At 37.7% G+C, this 21,343-nt stretch carries 36 protein-coding genes; 35 read left to right on the top strand and 1 reads right to left on the bottom strand.

Going from position 1 to position 21,343, the window contains the following annotated elements; genetic code table 11:
* The 35 genes from H8B04_RS04040 to H8B04_RS03870 form a co-directional block, all read left to right on the top strand.
* On the top strand, window positions 1-291 hold a 291-nt coding region (locus H8B04_RS04040), incomplete at its 5' end, for a zinc ribbon domain-containing protein (RefSeq protein WP_190301513.1).
* 284 nt (window positions 292-575) lie between these two features.
* The gene (rplC, locus tag H8B04_RS04035) at window positions 576-1,193 is read left to right on the top strand and encodes a 50S ribosomal protein L3 (RefSeq protein ID WP_165292316.1); all 618 of its coding nucleotides are present in this window, start codon (window positions 576-578) and stop codon (window positions 1,191-1,193) included.
* A 5-nt stretch (window positions 1,194-1,198) separates the two neighbouring features.
* On the top strand, window positions 1,199-1,828 hold the full coding sequence (rplD, locus tag H8B04_RS04030) for a 50S ribosomal protein L4 (protein ID WP_165292317.1): 630 nt from the start codon (window positions 1,199-1,201) through the stop codon (window positions 1,826-1,828).
* A gap of 1 nt (window position 1,829) precedes the next feature.
* Entirely contained in the window at window positions 1,830-2,120 is a 291-nt protein-coding gene (gene rplW / locus H8B04_RS04025) for a 50S ribosomal protein L23 (RefSeq protein ID WP_159633085.1), read from the top strand.
* Window positions 2,121-2,127: 7 nt separating this feature from the next.
* Entirely contained in the window at window positions 2,128-2,955 is an 828-nt protein-coding gene (gene rplB / locus H8B04_RS04020) for a 50S ribosomal protein L2 (protein ID WP_132777942.1), read from the top strand.
* Window positions 2,955-3,221 carry a 30S ribosomal protein S19 gene (rpsS, locus tag H8B04_RS04015; RefSeq protein ID WP_132777943.1) on the top strand — a complete coding sequence of 89 codons (267 nt, stop codon included), beginning with the start codon at window positions 2,955-2,957 and terminating at the stop codon, window positions 3,219-3,221. The genes rplB and rpsS overlap by 1 nt, the downstream gene beginning before the upstream one ends.
* 6 nt (window positions 3,222-3,227) lie before the next feature.
* On the top strand, window positions 3,228-3,659 hold the full coding sequence (gene rplV, locus H8B04_RS04010; protein WP_165292318.1) for a 50S ribosomal protein L22: 432 nt from the start codon (window positions 3,228-3,230) through the stop codon (window positions 3,657-3,659).
* A gap of 11 nt (window positions 3,660-3,670) precedes the next feature.
* Window positions 3,671-4,465, top strand: coding sequence for a 30S ribosomal protein S3 (gene rpsC / locus H8B04_RS04005; protein WP_165292319.1), 795 nt, complete (start codon window positions 3,671-3,673; stop codon window positions 4,463-4,465).
* A 56-nt stretch (window positions 4,466-4,521) separates the two neighbouring features.
* Window positions 4,522-4,944 carry a 50S ribosomal protein L16 gene (gene rplP / locus H8B04_RS04000; protein ID WP_045753978.1) on the top strand — a complete coding sequence of 141 codons (423 nt, stop codon included), beginning with the start codon at window positions 4,522-4,524 and terminating at the stop codon, window positions 4,942-4,944.
* Between the two features lie 94 nt (window positions 4,945-5,038).
* Window positions 5,039-5,257 carry a 50S ribosomal protein L29 gene (rpmC, locus tag H8B04_RS03995; protein WP_165292320.1) on the top strand — a complete coding sequence of 73 codons (219 nt, stop codon included), beginning with the start codon at window positions 5,039-5,041 and terminating at the stop codon, window positions 5,255-5,257.
* A gap of 14 nt (window positions 5,258-5,271) precedes the next feature.
* The gene (rpsQ, locus tag H8B04_RS03990; RefSeq protein WP_099370336.1) at window positions 5,272-5,526 is read left to right on the top strand and encodes a 30S ribosomal protein S17; all 255 of its coding nucleotides are present in this window, start codon (window positions 5,272-5,274) and stop codon (window positions 5,524-5,526) included.
* 1 nt (window position 5,527) lies between these two features.
* Entirely contained in the window at window positions 5,528-5,896 is a 369-nt protein-coding gene (gene rplN / locus H8B04_RS03985) for a 50S ribosomal protein L14 (RefSeq protein WP_132777948.1), read from the top strand.
* Between the two features lie 2 nt (window positions 5,897-5,898).
* On the top strand, window positions 5,899-6,240 hold the full coding sequence (gene rplX, locus H8B04_RS03980; RefSeq protein ID WP_165292321.1) for a 50S ribosomal protein L24: 342 nt from the start codon (window positions 5,899-5,901) through the stop codon (window positions 6,238-6,240).
* Window positions 6,240-6,809 (top strand): 50S ribosomal protein L5, encoded by a 570-nt coding sequence (gene rplE / locus H8B04_RS03975; protein ID WP_159633100.1) that lies wholly within the window; start codon window positions 6,240-6,242, stop codon window positions 6,807-6,809. The genes rplX and rplE overlap by 1 nt, the downstream gene beginning before the upstream one ends.
* A complete protein-coding gene (gene rpsN, locus H8B04_RS03970; protein ID WP_149912421.1) occupies window positions 6,802-7,071 on the top strand; it encodes a 30S ribosomal protein S14 in 270 nt (89 codons plus the stop codon). The genes rplE and rpsN overlap by 8 nt, the downstream gene beginning before the upstream one ends.
* A 143-nt stretch (window positions 7,072-7,214) precedes the next feature.
* Window positions 7,215-7,613 carry a 30S ribosomal protein S8 gene (gene rpsH, locus H8B04_RS03965; RefSeq protein WP_149912422.1) on the top strand — a complete coding sequence of 133 codons (399 nt, stop codon included), beginning with the start codon at window positions 7,215-7,217 and terminating at the stop codon, window positions 7,611-7,613.
* A 23-nt stretch (window positions 7,614-7,636) separates the two neighbouring features.
* Entirely contained in the window at window positions 7,637-8,191 is a 555-nt protein-coding gene (gene rplF / locus H8B04_RS03960; RefSeq protein ID WP_165292322.1) for a 50S ribosomal protein L6, read from the top strand.
* A 5-nt stretch (window positions 8,192-8,196) separates the two neighbouring features.
* Entirely contained in the window at window positions 8,197-8,550 is a 354-nt protein-coding gene (rplR, locus tag H8B04_RS03955; RefSeq protein WP_159633106.1) for a 50S ribosomal protein L18, read from the top strand.
* Window positions 8,551-8,562: 12 nt separating this feature from the next.
* On the top strand, window positions 8,563-9,081 hold the full coding sequence (rpsE, locus tag H8B04_RS03950) for a 30S ribosomal protein S5 (RefSeq protein ID WP_165292323.1): 519 nt from the start codon (window positions 8,563-8,565) through the stop codon (window positions 9,079-9,081).
* Window positions 9,082-9,086: 5 nt separating this feature from the next.
* A complete protein-coding gene (rpmD, locus tag H8B04_RS03945) occupies window positions 9,087-9,266 on the top strand; it encodes a 50S ribosomal protein L30 (RefSeq protein ID WP_099365466.1) in 180 nt (59 codons plus the stop codon).
* A 126-nt stretch (window positions 9,267-9,392) separates the two neighbouring features.
* The gene (gene rplO / locus H8B04_RS03940; protein ID WP_165292324.1) at window positions 9,393-9,839 is read left to right on the top strand and encodes a 50S ribosomal protein L15; all 447 of its coding nucleotides are present in this window, start codon (window positions 9,393-9,395) and stop codon (window positions 9,837-9,839) included.
* 3 nt (window positions 9,840-9,842) lie between these two features.
* On the top strand, window positions 9,843-11,183 hold the full coding sequence (secY, locus tag H8B04_RS03935) for a preprotein translocase subunit SecY (protein ID WP_165292325.1): 1,341 nt from the start codon (window positions 9,843-9,845) through the stop codon (window positions 11,181-11,183).
* A gap of 8 nt (window positions 11,184-11,191) precedes the next feature.
* On the top strand, window positions 11,192-11,974 hold the full coding sequence (map, locus tag H8B04_RS03930; protein WP_165292326.1) for a type I methionyl aminopeptidase: 783 nt from the start codon (window positions 11,192-11,194) through the stop codon (window positions 11,972-11,974).
* A 77-nt stretch (window positions 11,975-12,051) separates the two neighbouring features.
* Window positions 12,052-12,270 carry a translation initiation factor IF-1 gene (infA, locus tag H8B04_RS03925; RefSeq protein WP_010599888.1) on the top strand — a complete coding sequence of 73 codons (219 nt, stop codon included), beginning with the start codon at window positions 12,052-12,054 and terminating at the stop codon, window positions 12,268-12,270.
* 38 nt (window positions 12,271-12,308) lie between these two features.
* A complete protein-coding gene (ykgO, locus tag H8B04_RS03920; protein ID WP_021071232.1) occupies window positions 12,309-12,425 on the top strand; it encodes a type B 50S ribosomal protein L36 in 117 nt (38 codons plus the stop codon).
* Between the two features lie 29 nt (window positions 12,426-12,454).
* Window positions 12,455-12,832, top strand: coding sequence for a 30S ribosomal protein S13 (gene rpsM / locus H8B04_RS03915; protein ID WP_165292327.1), 378 nt, complete (start codon window positions 12,455-12,457; stop codon window positions 12,830-12,832).
* Window positions 12,833-12,842: 10 nt separating this feature from the next.
* Window positions 12,843-13,232, top strand: a complete 390-nt coding sequence (gene rpsK, locus H8B04_RS03910) for a 30S ribosomal protein S11 (RefSeq protein WP_159633127.1) — start codon at window positions 12,843-12,845, stop codon at window positions 13,230-13,232.
* 67 nt (window positions 13,233-13,299) lie between these two features.
* Window positions 13,300-13,908: a 30S ribosomal protein S4 gene (rpsD, locus tag H8B04_RS03905; protein WP_165292328.1), complete on the top strand. Its 609-nt coding sequence runs from the start codon at window positions 13,300-13,302 to the stop codon at window positions 13,906-13,908.
* Between the two features lie 86 nt (window positions 13,909-13,994).
* The gene (locus H8B04_RS03900; protein ID WP_165292329.1) at window positions 13,995-14,987 is read left to right on the top strand and encodes a DNA-directed RNA polymerase subunit alpha; all 993 of its coding nucleotides are present in this window, start codon (window positions 13,995-13,997) and stop codon (window positions 14,985-14,987) included.
* Window positions 14,988-15,132: 145 nt separating this feature from the next.
* Window positions 15,133-15,660 (top strand): 50S ribosomal protein L17, encoded by a 528-nt coding sequence (gene rplQ, locus H8B04_RS03895; RefSeq protein ID WP_165292330.1) that lies wholly within the window; start codon window positions 15,133-15,135, stop codon window positions 15,658-15,660.
* Between the two features lie 207 nt (window positions 15,661-15,867).
* Window positions 15,868-17,001, top strand: a complete 1,134-nt coding sequence (locus H8B04_RS03890) for an aspartate aminotransferase family protein (RefSeq protein ID WP_190301512.1) — start codon at window positions 15,868-15,870, stop codon at window positions 16,999-17,001.
* 27 nt (window positions 17,002-17,028) lie between these two features.
* Window positions 17,029-17,994, top strand: a complete 966-nt coding sequence (locus H8B04_RS03885; protein ID WP_190301511.1) for a Rossmann-fold NAD(P)-binding domain-containing protein — start codon at window positions 17,029-17,031, stop codon at window positions 17,992-17,994.
* 10 nt (window positions 17,995-18,004) lie between these two features.
* The gene (argB, locus tag H8B04_RS03880; RefSeq protein ID WP_165292333.1) at window positions 18,005-18,802 is read left to right on the top strand and encodes an acetylglutamate kinase; all 798 of its coding nucleotides are present in this window, start codon (window positions 18,005-18,007) and stop codon (window positions 18,800-18,802) included.
* A 21-nt stretch (window positions 18,803-18,823) separates the two neighbouring features.
* Window positions 18,824-19,624, top strand: a complete 801-nt coding sequence (proC, locus tag H8B04_RS03875) for a pyrroline-5-carboxylate reductase (RefSeq protein ID WP_190301510.1) — start codon at window positions 18,824-18,826, stop codon at window positions 19,622-19,624.
* Complete coding sequence (locus tag H8B04_RS03870) at window positions 19,617-20,687, top strand: M20 family metallo-hydrolase (protein ID WP_190301509.1); 1,071 nt, start codon at window positions 19,617-19,619, stop codon at window positions 20,685-20,687. The genes proC and H8B04_RS03870 overlap by 8 nt, the downstream gene beginning before the upstream one ends.
* 27 nt (window positions 20,688-20,714) lie before the next feature.
* Here the strand turns inward: H8B04_RS03870 and H8B04_RS03865 are convergent, their stop codons facing one another.
* The gene (locus H8B04_RS03865; RefSeq protein ID WP_190301508.1) at window positions 20,715-21,266 is read right to left on the bottom strand and encodes a hypothetical protein; all 552 of its coding nucleotides are present in this window, start codon (window positions 21,264-21,266) and stop codon (window positions 20,715-20,717) included.
* Window positions 21,267-21,343: the final 77 nt, after the last annotated feature.

The following is a 21,343-nucleotide window of genomic DNA, read 5'->3' as shown; positions in this document are numbered from 1 at the left end:
TGGAACGATAAACAGATTGTAAAAATCAATCGCTTCTATCCATCAAGTAAAACCTGCTGTGAGTGCGGTTGGATAAATCAAGACTTAAATCTTTCAATAAGAGAATGGACTTGCGAAAATGGACACGTTTTAGACCGTGATTTAAACGCTGCAAAAAACATTCTGAAAGAAGGATTAAAAATAATATCGTCAGGAACTGGCGATTACACGGGCGGAGACTCAAATAAGACTTTGGCAACAAAGCACAAATCTGTGAAGCCCGAAGCCCATTTGTCTTTAGCAAATGGGTAGTTCACTTGCTAATTTGAATGGGCACAATGGGATTATAAGTTTGTGAAACCTTATTTAGAAAATCTATTCTCTATTTAACATTGCGAACGTTCAACTTTTATCCCTTTATTTTGTAGTAACATGCTACTTAATACATATGATGGCTAAATAATTTATAAAAAATAATTCACTAATTATTTGATAGTTATAAATTTCTTTGTACTTTTGCAGTCCCTTATTGGGGAAAGTATGTCTTGAGCGAAGCCCTACTGCTTCGATGGACTTTAATTAATTTAATTTATAACATGTCAGGAATTATTGGTAAAAAAGTAGGAATGACCAGCCTGTTCAATGCTGAAGGGAAAAACATCCCTTGTACAGTAATCGAGGCTGGGCCGTGCGTGGTAACGCAGATACGTACGGTAGAGAAGGACGGTTATTCAGCTGTTCAACTTGGCTATGATGATGCTAAGGAAAAGAACACAACTGCTCCTCTTAAAGGACACTTCGCGAAAGCGGGCGTGACTCCTAAGCGTAAACTAGTTGAATTCAAAACTTTCGAGGATGAGAAATCACTAGGTGACATCGTTGATGTAACTTTATTCGAAGAAGGTGAGTACGTAGACGTAGTTGGTACTTCAAAAGGTAAAGGTTTTCAAGGTGTTATGAAGCGTCACGGATTTGGTGGTGTAGGTGGTGCGACTCACGGTCAGCACAACAGACTACGTGCTCCAGGTTCATTAGGTGCTTCTTCTTGGCCTTCACGTGTATTCAAAGGAATGCGCATGGCGGGTCGTACAGGTGGTGAGCGTGTAAAGGTTCAAAACTTACAAGTATTGAAAGTTTATGCTGAGCAAAACCTAATCGTAGTTAGTGGCTCTATCCCAGGAGCTAAAGGTTCTTACGTAATCTTAGACAAATAGTAGAGATGGAAGTTAATGTATTAAATTTATCAGGTAAAGAAACAGGTGCCAAGGTGCAACTTCCTGAAACAGTTTTCGGTGTAACACCTAACGACCATGCGATCTATTTAGATGTGAAACAATACTTAGCGAATCAACGCCAAGGTACTCACAAGTCTAAACAACGTAATGAAATCGCGGGTTCTACTCGTAAACTACACAAACAAAAAGGTACTGGTGGTGCTCGTGCGGGTTCTATCAAATCTCCATTGTTTAACGGTGGTGGTCGTGTATTCGGTCCTCAACCTCGTGATTACTCGTTCAAATTGAACAAAAAATTGAAACAAGTAGCACGTAAATCAGCGTTATCTTACAAAGCACAAGAAAACAATGTTGTAGTTTTAGATTCAGTATCATTCGATACAATCAAAACTAAAAACTATGTAGCTTTAGTTAACGCATTAAATGTAGCTGACGAAAAAACTTTATTAGTATTGCCAGCTTACGATAACAATGTTTATTTATCAAGCAGAAACTTGAAAAAAGCAAAAGTTGTAGTAGTGTCAGAATTAAATACATATGATGTATTGAACGCTACTAAATTATTGTTAACTACAGATTCTGTTAAAACTTTGGAGGAAGCATTCGCTAAGTAATATGGAGATTATTAAAAAACCTATTTTAACTGAGAAAGCTTCATTATTAACGGAGAAATTGAACCGTTATGCTTTCAAAGTAGATCATAGAGCTAACAAAATTCAGATTAAATCTGCTATCGAAGAAATGTTTGGTGTAACTGTAGTTGCAGTAAATACTTCAGTAGTAGCTGGTAAAGCAAAAAGCCGTTACACTAAAGCAGGATTCGTTTCTGGAAGAGCTCCTAAGTATAAAAAAGCCATCATCACAATTCAAGATGGTGAAACTATTGACTTTTACAGTGTTATATAAATAAAAAATGGCAGTTAAAAGATTCAGACCGGTTACCCCTGGTACTCGTTTCAGAGTAGGCGCAGACTATTCTGATGTTACTACAAACGTTCCTGAAAAGTCGTTGGTAGTAGGAGCAAACAAAAGATCAGGTGGTCGTAACAAGACTGGTAAAATGACTATGCGTTATATCGGTGGCGGACACAAGAAAGTTTACCGTATTATAGATTTCAAACGCGATAAAAAAGAAATCCCAGCAACAGTAGCTACTATCGAGTACGATCCAAACCGTACAGCACGTATTGCATTATTGCACTACGCAGATGGTGAAAAACGCTACATCATCGCTCCTACAGGATTACAAGTGGGTATGACTGTAATTGCAGGTGAAAAAGTTGCTCCAGAAGTAGGTAATACATTACCATTAGCAAACATTCCATTGGGTTCTATCATCCACAACATCGAATTGAATCCTGGTCAAGGAGGTTCAATCGCTCGTTCGGCTGGTACTTATGCTCAATTGTCTGCTCGTGACGGTAAATATGCTATTATCAAATTGCCATCAGGCGAAGTTCGCATGATCTTATTGACATGTGTTGCGACTATCGGTTCAGTATCAAATGCTGAAAAAGCTAACCAAGTATTAGGTAAAGCTGGTCGTAAACGTCACTTAGGTCGTCGTCCTCGCGTTCGTGGTGTTGCGATGAACCCAGTTGATCACCCTATGGGTGGTGGTGAAGGCCGTACATCAGGAGGTCACCCACGTTCTCGTACAGGTGTGTTAGCTAAAGGTTTCAAAACACGCTACAAAAAGAAAACATCGAATCGTTACATCATTGAAAGAAGGAAAAAATAATGGCTCGTTCAATTAAAAAAGGTCCTTACATCGATCACAACTTAGAAAGAAAAGTTCTTTCTCAGAATGAAACAAACAAAAAATCAGTTATCAAAACTTGGTCTCGTAGATCAATGATTTCACCTGATTTTGTTGGCCATACCTTCGCAGTGCACAACGGGAATAAATTTATTCCAGTTTATGTAACAGAAAATATGGTTGGTCACAAGCTTGGTGAATTTGCGCCTACGCGTACATTCAAAGGCCACGCAGAAAAGAAAAAATAATAGGTAATGGAAGCAACAAAAAAAGTTAAGAAGTCTGTACTTATCAGACAACGCAAAGAGCAGGCAAAAGCTCAAACAGGAGGAGCTTCTACTGCCAAATTATTGAATTGCCCTACTTCTCCACGCAAAATGCGTTTAGTAGTGGATCTTATCCGTGGCGAGAAAGTAGAGAACGCTCTTTACATTCTAAAACATTCAAGCAAAGAGGCAGCAGCTCGCGTAGAGAAATTGTTATTATCTGCAATCAAAAACTGGGAATCTAGTAATGAAGGTGCATCTGTAGCAGACAGCGCATTATTCGTGAAAGAAGTTTCAGTAGGTGGTGGTCGTCAATTGAAAAGATTACGTCCAGCTCCTCAAGGTCGTGGATATAGAGTACGCAAACGCTCAAACCACGTAACATTGGTAGTAGATAGTTTAAATAACGTTAACAACTAATTTATTATAGAATGGGACAAAAAGCAAATCCAATAGGTAGCAGATTAGGAATCATCAAAGGATGGGATTCTAACTGGTTCGGCGGAAAGAACTATTCCGATAAATTAGTTGAAGACCAAAAAATCAGAAAATATCTTTCTGTACGTATCGCTAAAGGTGGCGTAGCTAAAGTTGTTATTGAAAGAACTTTGAAACGCATCACTGTAACTATTCACACGGCTCGTCCAGGAATCGTTATCGGTAAAGGTGGTCAAGAAGTTGACAAGATCAAAGAAGAGTTGAAAAAATTGACTAAAAAAGATGTTCAAATCAACATCTTCGAGATCAAACGTCCAGAACTAGATGCTAAATTAGTAGCTGAAGGTGTAGCTAAGCAATTAGAAGCGCGTATTTCATTCCGTCGTGCAATGAAAACTTCTATCGCTTCTACAATGCGTATGGGCGCAGAAGGTATCAAAATCATGTGTTCAGGTCGTTTAGGTGGTGCTGAGATGGCTCGTACTGAGCAATACAAAGAAGGAAGAACTCCTCTACACACATTACGTGCTGATATCGACTACGCTTTAGCAGAAGCTTTAACTACTTACGGTAAAATTGGTATCAAAGTATGGATCTGTAAAGGTGAAGTTTACGGTAAACGTGACTTATCTCCTAACATTGGTCAAACTTCTAACACGAAAACTCGTGGCGGAAACGAAGGCGGTGAGCGTCGTGATAACCGTGGTGGTAATAACCGTGGTGGTCGTCGTGACAACAACCGTGGTGGAAACCGTGGCGGACAAAACCGTGGTGCTAAAAAAGATTAATTAATAACAAGATTTAAAATTGTCCCGTCATAGGGCGGGATTAAAAAAATACGAACATGTTACAGCCAAAAAGAACGAAGTTCAGAAAGATGCAAAAAGGCCGTATGAAAGGTAATGCTTCTCGTGGAGCAGAATTAGCTTTCGGTTCTTTCGGTATCAAATCAATGGAAGAAGCATGGATCACTAGCCGTCAAATCGAGGCAGCTCGTATCGCGGTAACACGTTATATGAAACGTGAAGGTCAAGTATGGATCCGTATCTTCCCTGACAAACCGGTTACTAAAAAGCCTGCAGAGGTACGTATGGGTAAAGGTAAAGGTGCTCCTGAATATTGGGTAGCAGTTGTAAGACCAGGCCGTATGTTATTCGAAGCAGAAGGTGTATCTTTAGAGATTGCTAAAGAAGCTTTACGCCTTGCAGCTCAAAAATTACCGGTACAAACTAAGTTTGTAATACGTAGAGACTACGTTGAAGCATAAAAATCGTTGGTAATGTCAATAGTTTAGCCTCTCGACCGTTACTCGGGAGGCATCATATAAACAGAATTGATAACCCAGCATAACACTGAAAACAATGAAAAATTCAGAAATCGTAGAATTAGCAAATGACGCTCTAACAGCTAAATTAGTTGAAGAAAAAGCAGCGTTAAACAAATTGAAATTTGCACATGCTGTTTCTGCTTTAGAAAACCCTAACGTTTTGAAAGCAGCTCGCAAAAATATCGCTCGTATCTCTACTGAGATCTCTAAGCGTAAAAATGCAGCAAAATCTGAAACAGCCTCTGAGGCGTAAAAATCAAAGTCGAAATGGAAAGAAATTTAAGAAAAACAAGAATCGGCTTAGTAGTTAGCAACAAGATGGACAAATCTATCGTAGTAGCTGTTGAACGTAAAGTAAAACACCCTATCTATGGTAAATTCGTTAAGAAAACTACTAAATTCAAAGCTCATGACGAAACTAATACCTGCGGTATCGGCGATACGGTATTAATCATGGAAACTCGTCCGCTGAGTAAAACAAAGAACTGGAGATTAGTTGAAATATTAGAAAGAGCTAAATAACATGGTACAACAAGAATCAAGACTAAATGTAGCTGACAACAGCGGTGCTAAAGAAGTTTTAGTTATCCGTGTGTTGGGCGGTACGCGCAAGCGTTATGCATCAATCGGTGATAAGATTGTTGTATCTGTAAAGAGCGCTATGCCTTCAGGAAACGTAAAAAAAGGATCAGTTTCTAAAGCAGTAGTAGTACGTACGAAAAAAGAAATCCGTCGTAAAGATGGTTCTTACATTCGTTTCGATGACAACGCTGCAGTATTATTAAATAATAATGATGAACCTCGTGGAACACGTATTTTCGGCCCAGTTGCCCGTGAATTACGTGAGAAACAGTTCATGAAGATTGTATCACTAGCACCGGAGGTTTTATAATTATGGCACAGAAAACAAAAACAACTCACAAAATCAAAATTAAAAAAGGTGATTTAGTGAAAGTTATCGCTGGTAACTCTAAAGGTGTTCAAGGAAAAGTATTGCAAGTTTTAGTGGATGCAAACAGAGCTATCGTAGAAGGCGCTAACATCGTAAAAAAACACACTAAACCTAGCGCAGCTAATCCTCAAGGTGGTATTATCGAGAAAGAAGCTGCTATCAACATCTCAAACTTAGCTTTGATTGATCCTAAAACAGGAGCTCCTACTCGTATAGGTCGCAAAGTTAATGCAGATGGCAAAATTGTTCGTTACGCTAAAAAATCAGGGGAGGAAATTAAATAATGACTTACGTACCAAGATTAAAAGCGAAATATGCGGAAGAAATCCGTACAGCGCTTAAAGAAAAATTCCAGTATAAAAGCGTTATGCAAGTTCCGAAACTTGAGAAAATTGTCGTATCACAAGGTATCGGTGCTGCAACAGCAGATAAAAAATTAATCGATAACGCTATCGCTGAATTAACATTGATCACTGGTCAGCAAGCAGTTGCTACTAAATCGAAAAAAGATATCTCTAACTTCAAACTTCGTAAAGGAATGCCAGTTGGTGCTCGTGTAACATTACGCGACAACAATATGTACGAATTCTTAGACCGTTTGATCGCAGTATCTTTGCCTCGTATCCGCGATTTTCGTGGTATCAATGACAAAGGTTTTGACGGAAGAGGTAACTACAACTTAGGTATCACAGAGCAAATCATTTTCCCAGAGATCAACATTGACAAAATCAACAAAATCGCTGGTATGGACATCACTTTCGTGACTTCAGCTGGAAATGATATCGAAGCGTTGGAGTTATTAAAACAATTCGGTTTACCATTCAAAAATCAAAATTCGAACAACAATGGCTAAAGAAGGATTAAAAGCACGCGAAGTTAAACGTCAAAAATTAGTTGCTAAATATGCAGCTAAACGTGCAGCTCTTAAAGAAGCTGGAGACTACGCAGCGTTAGACAAATTACCTAAAAATGCTTCACCAGTTCGTTTACACAACCGTTGTAAATTAACAGGTCGTCCTAAAGGATATATGCGTCAATTTGGTATCTCTCGTGTAACTTTCCGTGAGATGGCACTTGATGGAAAAATCCCAGGGGTAACAAAAGCTTCTTGGTAATCAAGAAAAAATAATTATTTTTGCCCGGATAAGTCTGAAATAAGGCTTATCAGGGCTTTTGCATTGCAATTTATTTTTTAACCGGCAGTAGGTCTGGCACTCCGTGAGAGTAGAAGAAACCGTTGTCACAATATTTTTACATAATGAATACAGATCCAATAGCGGATTACCTTACACGAGTAAGGAATGCCATTAAGGCCAACCACAGGGTTGTTGAAATTCCTGCATCGAACCTTAAAAAAGAAATCACAAAAGTTCTTTTTGACAAAGGTTACATTGCTAATTACAAATTCGTAGAAGAAGGACCTCAAGGTTCTATCAAAATCGCGTTGAAGTATAACCCAATTAGCAAAGTACCGGCTATTCGCACTTTGACACGTGTGAGTAAACCTGGTTTAAGAAAGTATGCAAGTGTTGACAACATGCCTCGCGTTTTAAACGGTTTGGGTATCGCTATCTTATCTACATCTAAAGGTGTAATGACAGATAAAGAAGCTCGCTTACAAAACGTAGGTGGTGAGGTTTTATGTTACGTTTATTAATCTAGGAAAAAAAACACGAAGAAATGTCAAGAATTGGAAAAGCACCTATCGCTATTCCTGCGGGAGTATCGGTGACTGTATCAGACAAGAATCTGGTTACAGTAAAAGGTCCTAAAGGTGAATTATCACAACAAGTAGATAGCGACATTACAGTAAAAGAAGAAGATGGTAACATCGTAGTATCTCGCCCTACTGAACAAAAGAAACACAAAGCATTACACGGTTTATACCGTTCACTATTAAACAATATGGTGATTGGTGTAACTGAAGGTTACAAAACTACTCAAGAGTTAGTTGGTGTAGGTTACCGTGCTGCAAACACTGGTAATACATTAGAGTTAACTTTAGGTTTCTCTCACCAGATCGTTTTCGTATTGCCAAAGGAAATTAAAGTTACAACTACTGCTGAAAAAGGTAAAAACCCTACTATTACTTTAGAGTCTGTAGACAAGCAATTGATCGGACAAGTAGCAGCGAAAATCCGCAGCTTCCGCGCTCCAGAGCCTTACAAAGGTAAAGGTATCAAGTTCGCGGGTGAAGTATTAAGAAGAAAAGCAGGTAAATCAGCTAAAAAATAATAACCATGGCAGGAAGTAAAACATCTCGCAGAGAGCGAATCAAACAAGGAATTAGAAAAAACCTTGCTGGCACAACTGAGCGTCCACGTTTATCAGTTTTTAGATCTAATAAAGGTATCTACGCACAAGTTATCGACGATACTACAGGTAAAACTTTAGCTGCAGCTTCAAGCTTATCTAAAGATTTCGTAGCATCAGGAAACAAAGTAGAACAATCTAAAGCTGTAGGTAAATTAGTAGCTGAGAAAGCTGTTGCAGCAGGTATTAGTAAAGTAGTTTTTGACCGTAATGGGTACTTATACCACGGCCGTGTTAAATCATTGGCAGAAGGTGCTCGCGAAGGCGGTTTAGACTTTTAATCAAGAAAGATAATGGCATTAAGCAATATTAAAAGAGTAAAATCAAGCGAAATTGAGTTAAAAGATCGCTTAGTAAGCATCCAACGCGTAGCAAAAGTAACTAAAGGTGGTCGTACTTTCAGTTTCTCAGCTATCGTAGTTGTTGGTGATGAAAACGGTATCGTAGGTTACGGTTTAGGTAAAGCTAAAGAGGTTACTGAAGCTATCACTAAAGGTATCGATGACGCTAAGAAAAACTTAGTGAAAGTTCCTATTATCAATGGAACTGTTCCTCACGCTCAATACGGTAAATTTTCAGGTGGTTCAGTTTTAATTAAACCAGCTGTAGGTGGTACTGGAGTATTAGCAGGTGGTGCGATGCGTGCCGTATTAGAATCTGCTGGTATCAAAGACGTATTAGCTAAATCATTAGGATCATCAAACCCACACAACGTAGTGAAAGCAACTATTGCAGCATTAGCAGATTTGCGTGATGCATATACAGTAGCTCAACACCGCGGTGTCGATTTAAATAAAGTATTTAACGGTTAATTATCATGGCAAAAATCAAAATTACCCAGATAAAGAGCGTTATCGACAGAAGCGAGCGCCAAAAGAAAACTATTGAGGCATTAGGTTTGAAAAGAATCAACCACTCAGTAGAAGTAGAAGCTACTGCGGCTATCATCGGAATGGTACGTAAAGTAAACCATTTAGTTGCTGTAGAAGCTATCTAATAAGCAAAAATATACTACATGGAAGGAGTGCTTCACTCTTTCCATTAGTTGTTTATTAATATTATTTGTTAATCGTTGTCTCCTGTATAGTGAAAGCGAAGGGGCAACACAATCTTAGTTTAAAAAATGAACTTAAGTAATTTAAAACCAGCAGCTGGTTCAACAAAAAGCAGAAAACGTATTGGTCGTGGTCAAGGTTCTGGTCGTGGTGGTACATCTACACGTGGTCACAAAGGTGCTGGCTCACGTTCAGGTCACTCTACTAAAATCGGTTTCGAAGGTGGTCAAATGCCTTTGCAACGTCGTGTACCTAAATTCGGTTTCAAAAATGCTAACCGCGTAGAATACAACGGTGTGAACTTAGACATCTTGCAAGCTCTTGTTGAAAAACACAACTTGACAGTTATCGATTTCGATACGTTGAAAGCACATGGTTTAGTTTCTAAAAATGATCTAGTAAAGGTATTAGGTCGTGGCGAGTTAAAAGCTAAAGTTGAAGTTAAAGCGCATGCATTCTCAGCGTCTGCTCAAAAAGCAATCGAAGCTGCAGGTGGTTCTATCGTAAAACTTTAATACATGAAAAAACTAATCACAACCTTAACCAATATATGGAAGATTGAAGATTTACGTAACCGTATCTTGAATACGTTGCTATTTCTTCTAATTTATCGTATCGGATGTCACGTGGTACTGCCAGGTGTCGATCCTAGTGCGTTAGCAAGTGTAGGCGAAAAAGAAGGCTTACTAGGCATGATCAACATGTTCTCTGGAGGTTCTTTCTCTCGTGCTGCAATATTTGCCCTTGGTGTAATGCCTTACATCTCGGCTTCTATCGTTGTACAATTATTGGGGATTGCAGTTCCTGCTTTTCAAAAAATGCAAAAAGAAGGTGAATCTGGTCGTAAAAAAATGACTCAGATTACACGTTACCTAACAGTAGCGATCACATTGGTACAAGCTATAGCTTATGTGAAGACTCAAATCGATGCTTCAGCAAAAACTATCGCAGACCCAATGTTCACTATTCTAGCTGCTATTGTTTTATCTGCAGGTACTTTGTTTGTGATGTGGTTGGGTGAGAAAATCACCGATAAAGGTATTGGTAATGGTATATCTTTGATTATCATGGCCGGTATCATCGCACAATTACCAGGCGGTATTATTGCCGAATGGGGTTCTCGTATGAGTCCTAGTGGTGGTGGTATTATTCCATTTATCGTAGAGTTTATTGCTTTATTCTTTGTTGTGATCTTTACTATATTGATCGTACAAGGGGTTCGCAAGATACCAGTACAATATGCTAAGAAAATTGTTGGTAATAAACAAGTAGGTGGTGTACGTCAGTACATTCCTTTGAAAGTAAACGCAGCAGGTGTAATGCCTATTATTTTTGCGCAAGCGATCATGTTTTTACCAATGTCGTTGGCACAATTTTTCCCAAGTCTTCAATCTGACTTCTTGACTTCATTGACGGATTTCACTTCACCAGCTTATAATATTACGTTTGCAATATTGATTATTGCATTCACGTTCTTCTATACAGCTATCATGGTGAATCCACAACAAATGTCAGAGGACATGAAGAAGAATGGTGGTTTTGTACCAGGCATCAAACCAGGATATGATACAAACTTATTCATTGATAATGTAATATCACGTATCACATTCCCAGGTGCAATCTTTATAGCTATTATAGCCATACTACCAGCGATGGCAAGTGCAGCGGGAGTTAACAATAACTTTGCTCACTTCTACGGAGGTACTTCGCTATTGATTTTGGTAGGGGTAGTGTTAGATACACTTCAACAAATCGAATCTCATTTGTTAATGCGTCACTATGATGGATTGATGAAGACTGGCCGTGTTAAAGGTCGTTCGGCTGTTGGAGTAGAAGGGTATGATCAATCAGCTATTTAATTCTTTAGATGTCTAAAGTAATTTATAAAACAGAAGAACAAATCGAGCAAATTCGAGAGTCAGCAAATGTACTCTCGAATTTACTTGCTGAAATTGCCAAGGTTATCAAACCTGGTATTACAACCATTTCATTGGACAAGTTAGCTTATGACTTTATTCAGGATCATGGTGGTACACCAGCGTTTTTAAATTACCATGGTTTTCCTTATTCCCTATGTATTTCTGTAAATGATCAAATCGTACATGGTTTCCCTAGTGACTATGTCATCAAAGATGGTGATTTAGTTTCTGTAGATGGGGGGGTAAATCTTAATGGTTTTATTTCAGATTCAGCTTATACATTCGGTGTAGGTGAAATATCAGAGGAAGCTCAATTACTATTAGACGTAACAAAAGCTTCTTTACAAAAAGGAGTAGAACAGGCTGTTGCTGGCAAACGTGTGGGGGATATTTCTTCAGCCATTCAAGAATATGTTCAACCTCATAATTTCGGTATCGTAAGAGAATTAGTAGGTCATGGTGTGGGTCTTAACTTGCATGAAAAACCTGAAGTTCCTAATTACGGTAAACGCGGTTCAGGACCAAAATTGGAACCAGGACTAGTGATCTGTATTGAACCAATGATTAATGCAGGCAAAGCTGGAGTGAAGTTTTGGGATGACGGTTGGACGGTGAGCACCGTAGATGGAAAGCTTTCTGCGCATTTTGAGCAGATGGTTGCGATTCGAAAAGGCACACCAGATGTATTGTTGAATTTTGATGAAATTGAAAAAGTTTTAAACAAAAAGTAGTTGGTATACAATATTTTTTGATTATCTTTGCACTCCTGTTAAGTGCAGGTTGTTAAAACGTAAATAAGAATTGATATATGGCTAAACAAGCCTCAATAGAACAAGACGGAGTTATCAGAGAAGCATTATCTAATGCTATGTTTCGTGTAGAATTAGAAAATGGGCATGAAATCATTGCTCATATTTCGGGTAAAATGCGTATGCACTACATCAAAATTCTTCCAGGAGACAAAGTTAAATTAGAGATGTCCCCTTATGATTTAACAAAAGGTAGAATAACGTATCGTTATAAATAAGATAGCGCTCTGTGAAGAGCTTTAACAATTTTATTACAATGAAAGTAAGAGCATCAGTAAAAAAACGTAGCGCGGACTGTAAAATCATCCGTCGTAAAGGAAAGATTTTTGTGATCAACAAAAAGAACCCTAAATTCAAACAACGTCAGGGATAATTAATTAACAAAATCGCTTAAAAAATTATATGGCAAGGATATCAGGTATAGATTTACCTAAAAACAAAAGAGGTGTTATTGGCCTTACCTACATTTTCGGTATTGGTCGTGCCACTGCTGCTTATATCTTGGATAAAGCAGGGATTAGTCAAGACGTTAAAGTATCAGAGTGGAACGATGATCAATTAGCAGCTATTCGTACTATCATCAACGATGAGATCAAAGTAGAAGGTGCATTACGTTCAGAAGTTCAGTTAAACATCAAACGTTTGATGGATATTGGTTGTTACCGTGGATTACGTCACCGTAAACACTTACCAGTTCGTGGTCAACGTACTAAAAACAACTCTCGTACTCGTAAAGGTAAACGTAAGACAGTTGCAAACAAGAAAAAAGCTACTAAATAATAAGTAAGAAATGGCTAAAAGTAAAAAAGTTACTAAAAAACGTATCGTTGTTATCGAGCCTGTAGGTCAAGCTCATATCAATGCTACTTTTAACAACATTATTATTACTTTGACTAACAATTCAGGTCAAACTATTTCATGGTCATCAGCTGGTAAAATGGGCTTTAGAGGTTCTAAAAAGAACACTCCATACGCTGCAGGTCAAGCTGCTTCAGACTGTGGTAAAGTTGCTTACGACTTAGGATTACGTAAAGTTGAAGTTTTCGTTAAAGGACCAGGTGCAGGTCGTGAATCAGCGATCCGTACATTACAAACTGTGGGTATTGATGTAACTACTATCAAAGATATTACACCACTTCCTCACAACGGTTGTCGTCCTCCAAAACGTAGAAGAGTTTAATAATATTATTGTTTAAGATAAGATTCGTCAGCTAAAGGCTGATTGATACTTCAAACAGAGAAAAGAAATGGCAAGATATACAGGACCTAAGTCCAAAATTGCACGTAAATTCAGAGAGCCAATTTTCGGCCCTGATAAAGCATTAGAGAAAAAAAATTATCCTCCTGGACAACACGGTCCATCAAAAAGAAGAGGTAAACAATCTGAATACGCTATTCAGTTGTTAGAAAAACAAAAAGCTAAATATACTTACGGAGTTTTAGAGCGTCAATTCTCTAACTTATTCGTAAAAGCGTCTGCAAAACACGGTATCACAGGGGAGAACTTCTTGAAATTATTAGAAGCTCGTTTAGATAACGTTGTATACCGTTTAGGAATTGCTCCTACTCGTTCAGCAGCACGTCAATTAGTTTCACACAAGCATATTACTGTTAACGGCGAAGTTGTTAACATTCCATCATATAGCATCCGTCCAGGCGATGTAATCGCTGTGCGTGAGCGTTCTCAAACTTTAGAAGCTATCACTACTTCAGTAGCTGGTAGAGCAATCAACAAATATGGTTGGTTAGAGTGGGATGCTAAAAATCTTACTGGTACTTTCTTAAGCTACCCAGAAAGAGCAGATATCCCTGAGAATATCAAAGAAAACTTAATCGTAGAGTTGTACTCTAAATAATAATTAATAGCGATATGCATAATCCTCGATGGATTATGCATATACTATTAAGAATACATTGTTGAAAAAATATTAAAATATTATAAATGGCAATTTTAGCATTTCAAAGACCGGATAAAGTTATCATGCAAAAATCTACAGATTTTGATGGTACTTTCGAATTTCGTCCATTAGAGCCAGGTTTTGGTGTAACTATTGGTAATGCTTTGCGCCGTATTTTATTGTCCTCATTAGAAGGATATGCAATTACGTCGATTAGAATTTCTGGCGTGTCTCACGAATTCTCTACTATCAAAGGTGTAGCAGAAGACGTAACAGAAATCATCTTAAATTTGAAACAAGTACGTTTCAAAAAAACAGGTGAACAAGGAGACAGCGAGAAAATCTTTGTAGTTATCAATGGTCAAGAACAATTCAAAGCTGGTGATATCACTAAGTTTTCTAACAACTTTACAGTGTTGAACCCTGACTTAGTAATTTGTAACATGGAGAGCTCAGTTACTATTGAGGTCGAATTGTCAGTTGCTAAAGGTCGTGGTTACGTAAATGCGGAAGAGAATAAAGTAGCTGATGGTCCTGTAGGTGTAATCGCTATCGATTCGATCTACACTCCGATTAAGAATGTGAAATATACCATTGAAAACTACCGTGTAGAGCAAAAAACTGACTACGAGAAATTGTTGTTAGACATCTCTACTGATGGTTCTATTCACCCAGAAGATGCTTTGAAAGAAGCTGCTCGTATCTTAATTCAACACTTTATGTTGTTCTCTGACGAAAATATGTTGTTAGAGTCACAAACTAAAGAAGAAACTAAAGTTGTTGACGAGGAAATCTTACACATGCGTAAGATCTTGAAAACAGAATTAGTGGATTTAGATCTTTCTGTTCGTGCATTGAACTGTTTGAAAGCTGCTGATATTCGCAGTCTAGCTGAGTTAGTAACTTATGACGTAGCTGACATGTTGAAATTCCGTAACTTCGGTAAAAAATCATTAAGCGAAATTCAAGAGTTGGTAAAATCGAAAGGTTTATCATTCGGAATGAACTTGTCTAAATATAAATTAGACGAAGACTAATATTAATTAAATAATTAAGCGACCTGTTGCATAATTCCTCGAACGAAGTTAATTAAGTAAGAATATAGAAGTCAGAATTTTTCTAATTTTTAAGTTCTAACCTCCAACTTCCAGCGAACGGTATGCGCAAAAAACAAAAACTAAAATGAGACACGGAAAAAAAGTAAATCACTTAGGCCGCACTGACAGTCACCGTAAGGCGATGTTAGCTAACATGGCGACTTCATTGATCAAACACAAACGTATTACTACTACTTTGGCTAAAGCTAAAGCATTACGTAAATATGTTGAGCCATTGATTACTAAATCTAAAACTGATACGACTCACTCACGTCGTACAGTATTCGCTTACTTAAAAGATAAAGACGCTGTAACAATCTTGTTCCGCGAGATCTCTGAAAAAGTAGCAACTCGTCCAGGTGGTTACACTCGTATCATTAAATTAGAAAACCGTTTAGGTGATAATGCTGAGATGGCATTCATCGAGTTAGTAGATTACAACGAAGTTTATGGCAAAACTGCTAAAACTGAGAAAAAATCTACACGACGTCGCGGTACTTCTAAGAAAAAAGCTGCTGAGACTGCTGACACAGTAGAAGTTGCTGAAGAAGTAAAAGCTGAAGAAACAGCTGCTACAGAAGAAGCTCCTGCTACTGAAGAGAATAAAGACTAATTTTAGTTTTAATCTTATAAACAAAGCCTATCATCAGCGATGATAGGCTTTGTTTATTTATTTGGGTTTTCAATCTTAGATGAAAGTTCACTTTACTATGGAATTTCTCTGTAATATCCTATGAAAGTTTGCATCATTAAGGCTACTAATTAACTATATTTGTCAAGTATTTTGTGAATACACCGACATCATTATTAATATTAAAAAATGAACCTATTTAATGTTTACCCGATCAATCCTATTAACATTGTTAAAGCACAGGGTTCTACAGTTTGGGATTCGGAAGGTAATGAATATCTAGATCTTTATGGAGGTCATGCTGTTATTTCAATTGGACATACCCATCCACATTATGTACAGCGTATTACTGAACAATTAAATAATATTGGATTCTATTCAAATTCTATTGAGATTCCTATCCAAAAGCAATTAGCTCAACAATTAGGTGAAGTTTCAGGTAAAGAAGATTACACGTTATTCTTGTGTAATTCAGGAGCTGAAGCAAACGAAAATGCATTAAAGCTGGCTTCTTTCCACACTGGACGCAAGAAAGTGATTGCTTTTACTAAGGCGTTTCATGGACGTACCTCTTTAGCAGTGGCTGCTACAGATAATCCATCTATTGTAGCTCCCGTTAATCAAACAGACAATGTTTTGTTTTTACCATTCAATGATGAAGAAGCTTTGACAAAGGCTTTCTCGGAATTTGGAGTGGAAATTGCAGCAGTCATTATTGAAGGTATCCAAGGCGTTGGCGGTATTCGTGAAGCATCAGTTTCATTTTTGAAATTAATTCGTTCATTGTGTGACCAATACGGAGCGGTGTATATAGCTGATTCGGTACAGTGTGGTTACGGTCGAACTGGTAACTTCTATTCGCACGACTATGCGGGTGTAGATGCAGATATCTATTCTATGGCCAAAGGTATGGGGAATGGTTTCCCAATTGGAGGTATTGCTATTGCGCCCAAATTCAAAGCTTCTTATGGCTTATTAGGCACTACTTTTGGTGGTAACCATTTAGCTTGTGCTGCTGCAGTAGCTGTATTGGATATTATCAGGCAAGATAATTTAGTGGAAAATGCCCAAACAGTAGGATCTTACTTAATCGAAGAATTAAATAAATTCGATAAAGTACTAGAAGTAAGAGGACGTGGTTTGATGATCGGCATTGAATTACCTGCAGAATTAGCTAATGTGAAGAAAGATTTGTTATTAAAAAATCGAATCTTCACGGGTGAAGCAAAACCAAATGTGATTCGTATTTTACCAGCGTTGAATATCACAAAAGAAATTGCAGATAGATTTTTAACTGCTTTGGACGAACGTCTTAAAGCGTAACATTAAATATTCATAGATAATATATCAATGAAAAAGTTTTTCTCCGTAGCGGATGTTGATAGTTTGGATGCTATCGTCAAAGAAGCTTTAGAATTAAAAGCAAATCCTAATGCGAATGAAGCCTTAGGTAAACATAAAATGTTAGGTTTGGTATTCTTAAACCCAAGCTTACGTACACGTCTTAGTACGCAAAAAGCAGCTATGAACCTGGGCATGAACGTAATGGTCATGAATATGGACAAAGATGGCTGGGCTTTGGAAACTCAGGATGGTGTGGTGATGAATGGTACAACAGTAGAGCACATTCGTGAGGCTGCTGCTGTCATGGGCGAATACTGTGATATCTTAGGTTTGCGTTCATTTCCTTCATTGAAAGATAAAGAAGCGGATTATACCGAAGATTTGTTCAACAAGTTTATCAAATTCTGTGGTGTTCCAGTAGTTTCGTTAGAAAGTGCAACACGTCACCCATTACAAAGTTTGACTGATTTAATTACGATTACTGAGCACAAAAAAGTAGCTAAACCAAAAGTGGTATTGGCTTGGGCTCCACATGTGAAAGCATTGCCACAAGCAGTGCCAAATTCATTTGCGGAATGGATGTCAAAAGCACAAGAGCAAGGTTTGGTTGACTTCACTGTTGCTCATCCTGAAGGATATGACTTAGCAGAAGATTTCACTAAAGGGGCTACTATTACCAATAATCTGGATGAAGCATTAGCTCGTGCTGATTTTGTATATGTAAAAAACTGGTCTTCGTACAAAGAATACGGTCAAGTCTATCCAGTAAGTGAAAATTGGATGATGGACAACAAAAAGCTAGCATTGACAAATGATGCTAAAGTAATGCACTGTCTTCCTGTTCGTCGCGATTTAGAATTGTCTTCTGAAATCTTGGATGGTCCTAATTCATTGGTGATCAAGGAAGCGAGCAACCGTGTGTGGGCTGCGCAAGTTGTATTGAAAAGAATGTTAGAAAGTCTAAATAAATAAGCAGATAAGTATGTCAAATAGTACATTGAATATTATTAAAATCGGTGGTAATGTAATTGATGATGATATTCAATTAGAAGCTTTCTTAGAAAAATTTGCAGCCATTCCAGGAAAAAAAATCTTGGTACATGGTGGTGGTAAGATTGCAACTCGTATAGCTTCCAAATTAGGTTTAGAAGCGAAAATGGTCGAAGGACGTCGTATTACAGATAAGGAAATGCTAGACGTGGTGACGATGGTTTATGCTGGTCTAACCAACAAGAATATTGTGGCAACGCTACAGAAATATAAATGCGATGCTATCGGTTTGAGTGGAGCAGACGGAAATGTGATCAAAGCGGTAAAGCGTCCGGTAAAGGAAATCGATTACGGTTTTGCAGGTGATATCTTAGCGGATTCTGTAAATTCCTTGGCGATTAAGAAATTCCTAGACGCAGGTTTCACTCCTATTTTTTCCGCTATTACGCACAATGGTAGTGGACAGCTGCTAAACACAAATGCAGATACTATTGCTTCTGCTTTGTCTACAGCAATGGCGGATCATTATGAAACCTGTTTAATTTACTGTTTTGAGAAAAATGGCGTGTTAATGGATGTGAATGACGAAAATTCGGTCATTGAAAATATTACTGCTAAGGATTTTTCAAAATATAAAGAACGCGGTATTATTAGTGATGGAATGATTCCGAAATTGCAAAATGCATTTGATGCGATAAACAAAGGAGTTAAATCCGTATATATAGGCAATGCTTCGAATTTGCATTTGTTTCAACAGCAAAAATTCGGAACCTGTCTTATCAATAAGTAATTAATTTTACAAACCTAAATCATGAGCAAGATAACAATAATAGGATCGGGAAATATCGGTTTATCATTAGCTAAAGGCTTGGTGAAATCTAATATTTACAAGGCTGAAAATATCGTCTTAACACGTAGAACTTTAGCTTCTTTAACAGAAGAAGCTGCGTTGGGTTTTGGTGTGAGTGCGGATAATTCTGAAGCGATTAAAGGCGCTGAAATCTTTGTTTTGGCAGTTCTTCCACAACAGATTAAAAAAGTTATGGAGGATATTTCAGCGATGGTAGAACCCCACCAAATTATTGTTTCTGTAGCTTCAGGAGTTTCTTGTCAGGATGTAAAAGAAATTTTAGGTCAGGATAAGATTGTCGTGCGTGCAATGCCAAATACGGCTATTGCTATTGGGCAGTCTATGACTTGTATAGCAACAGATAATGCAAGTGATCAAGCGGTAAACCAAGTTGAAAAGTTATTTGAAGCCGTAGGTTCGGTAGTGGTTATTAACGAAGATTTAATGACTTCTGCTACAGCTTTATGTGCTTGTGGTATTGCGTTCTTCTTGCGTGCTATTCGTGCCGCTTCCCAAGGTGGTGTTGAAATAGGCTTTCATGCGCATGATGCTTTAAAAATGGCCATTCAAACGGCAAAAGGTGCCGCAGATTTGTTATTACAGACGAATAGCCACCCAGAGAGTGAAATTGATAAAGTAACTTCACCTAAAGGCTGTACTATTGCAGGATTAAACGAAATGGAGCATAATGGATTGAGCTCTGCCTTCATCAAAGGAATTAAATTGTCAGCGAAAAAAGCTGGCGGACTATATAATGAATAAAAATATAGATCAACTTATTGAAGATAGTAAATCTCTATTGGCACAGCTGATAGAGATTCCTTCTTTTAGTAGGGAGGAGGAACAAACTGCGGATTGTATCAGTAGTTTTCTTATCGAACGTGGGATTTCGAATAATCAAGTAGGAAATAACGTAATTGCTTATAATACACATTTTGATCCTTCGAAACCTACTATTCTTTTAAATTCGCATCACGATACAGTAAAACCAAATCCTGGCTATACCAAAGATCCATTTAAAGCAATTATCGAAGATAATAAACTCTATGGATTGGGTTCTAACGATGCTGGTGGTTGTTTGGTTTCGTTGATAGCTACCTTTTTATATTACTTCAATGACGAAAATCTAGCCTATAATATCTGTTTAATCGCCTCGGCAGAAGAAGAGGTTTCAGGAAAAAATGGTATAGAGGGAGCATACAAGCATGTGCATCCATGTGATTTTGCAATTGTAGGCGAACCGACACTATTGGATTTAGCTGTAGCAGAAAAAGGTCTAATGGTCTTAGATTGTACCGCTCAGGGCGAATCTGGTCATGCTGCGCGTGAAGAAGGTGTCAATGCGATTTATAAAGCTATTGAAGATATCAATTGGTTTAATACCTATAAATTCCCAAAAGAATCGGAATTCTTAGGTCCTGTGAAAATGTCTGTCACGGTTATCAATGCAGGGTCACAACACAATGTTGTTCCAGCAGAATGTAATTTCGTGGTGGATGTTCGTACAACGGATGTTTATTCTAATATAGAGGTGTTGGATATTATCCAAACTCATGTAAAATCTGACGTGAAGGCGCGATCTACACGTTTAAATCCATCAACGATACCTGTAGAACATCCAATCGTTCAAGCAGGCTTATCCATGGGTAAGAAGATGTATGGCAGTCCCACAATGAGTGATCAAGCTCTTTTACCAATTCCTTCTATCAAAGTGGGGCCAGGAGATTCGGCACGTTCGCACACTGCGGATGAATTTATCTATCTGAAGGAAATAGAAGAAGGAATTAAGTTTTATATAGAATTATTAGGCAAAGTCTTAAAATAAAAAAGGAAGTCAACTTCCCCTTTTTTGTTATCTTAATTTCTTAACATCTCTTTCTGCCTTCTCAAAGTCTTGTTCTAGTTCTTTCAATTTAATTTGCTCTTTACTGATTTTGATAATTTCTTTTTCTCTGTCGATATCAGAAATTCGATTTCTACGAATTTTTTTATCTAAAGCATCTTCTAATTTTTCAATTTTAGCAGTTTGCTTTTTGATATTGTTTTCCAGCTTGTTTGCTTTTATTAAAGCTTTATCAAATTTTTTAGTTGCTTTTTCACGTGCTTTTTGTTGCTTTTGAAGTTTTTTAGCTTGCTTTTCAACTTCCTTTTGACGTTTTTTTAGTTCTTTTTCGGCTTTTAATCTTTCTTTCTCTGCTTTTTGGGCAGCCTTTTGAGCTTCCAAACTAGCTTTTAATAGCGCTTCTTCCTGTAGACGTTTTTGTTCTTCTGTAAGTACAGTAGGGGTAATCGTATCAGGCTTAGTTGATTCGATAGATGTATTTGTTTGGACTGGTTGTTGGGCTTTTGCGATACCTGAAATTGCAACTAATGCGGTGAGGGCTATAACTTTTAGAGTTTTCATTTCGTTTGTGTATTTATTTTTAGCTATTTGATGCTAAAAAATTTAACACAAATATAAAAAATAAAAAGAGTAGCATA

The sequence above is a fragment of the Sphingobacterium litopenaei genome (genome assembly GCF_014692495.1).
Classification (GTDB): Bacteria; Bacteroidota; Bacteroidia; order Sphingobacteriales; family Sphingobacteriaceae; genus Sphingobacterium; species Sphingobacterium litopenaei.
Note: the sequence above shows the minus strand (reverse complement) of the source record. Positions and strands in the feature narration are given on the sequence as shown.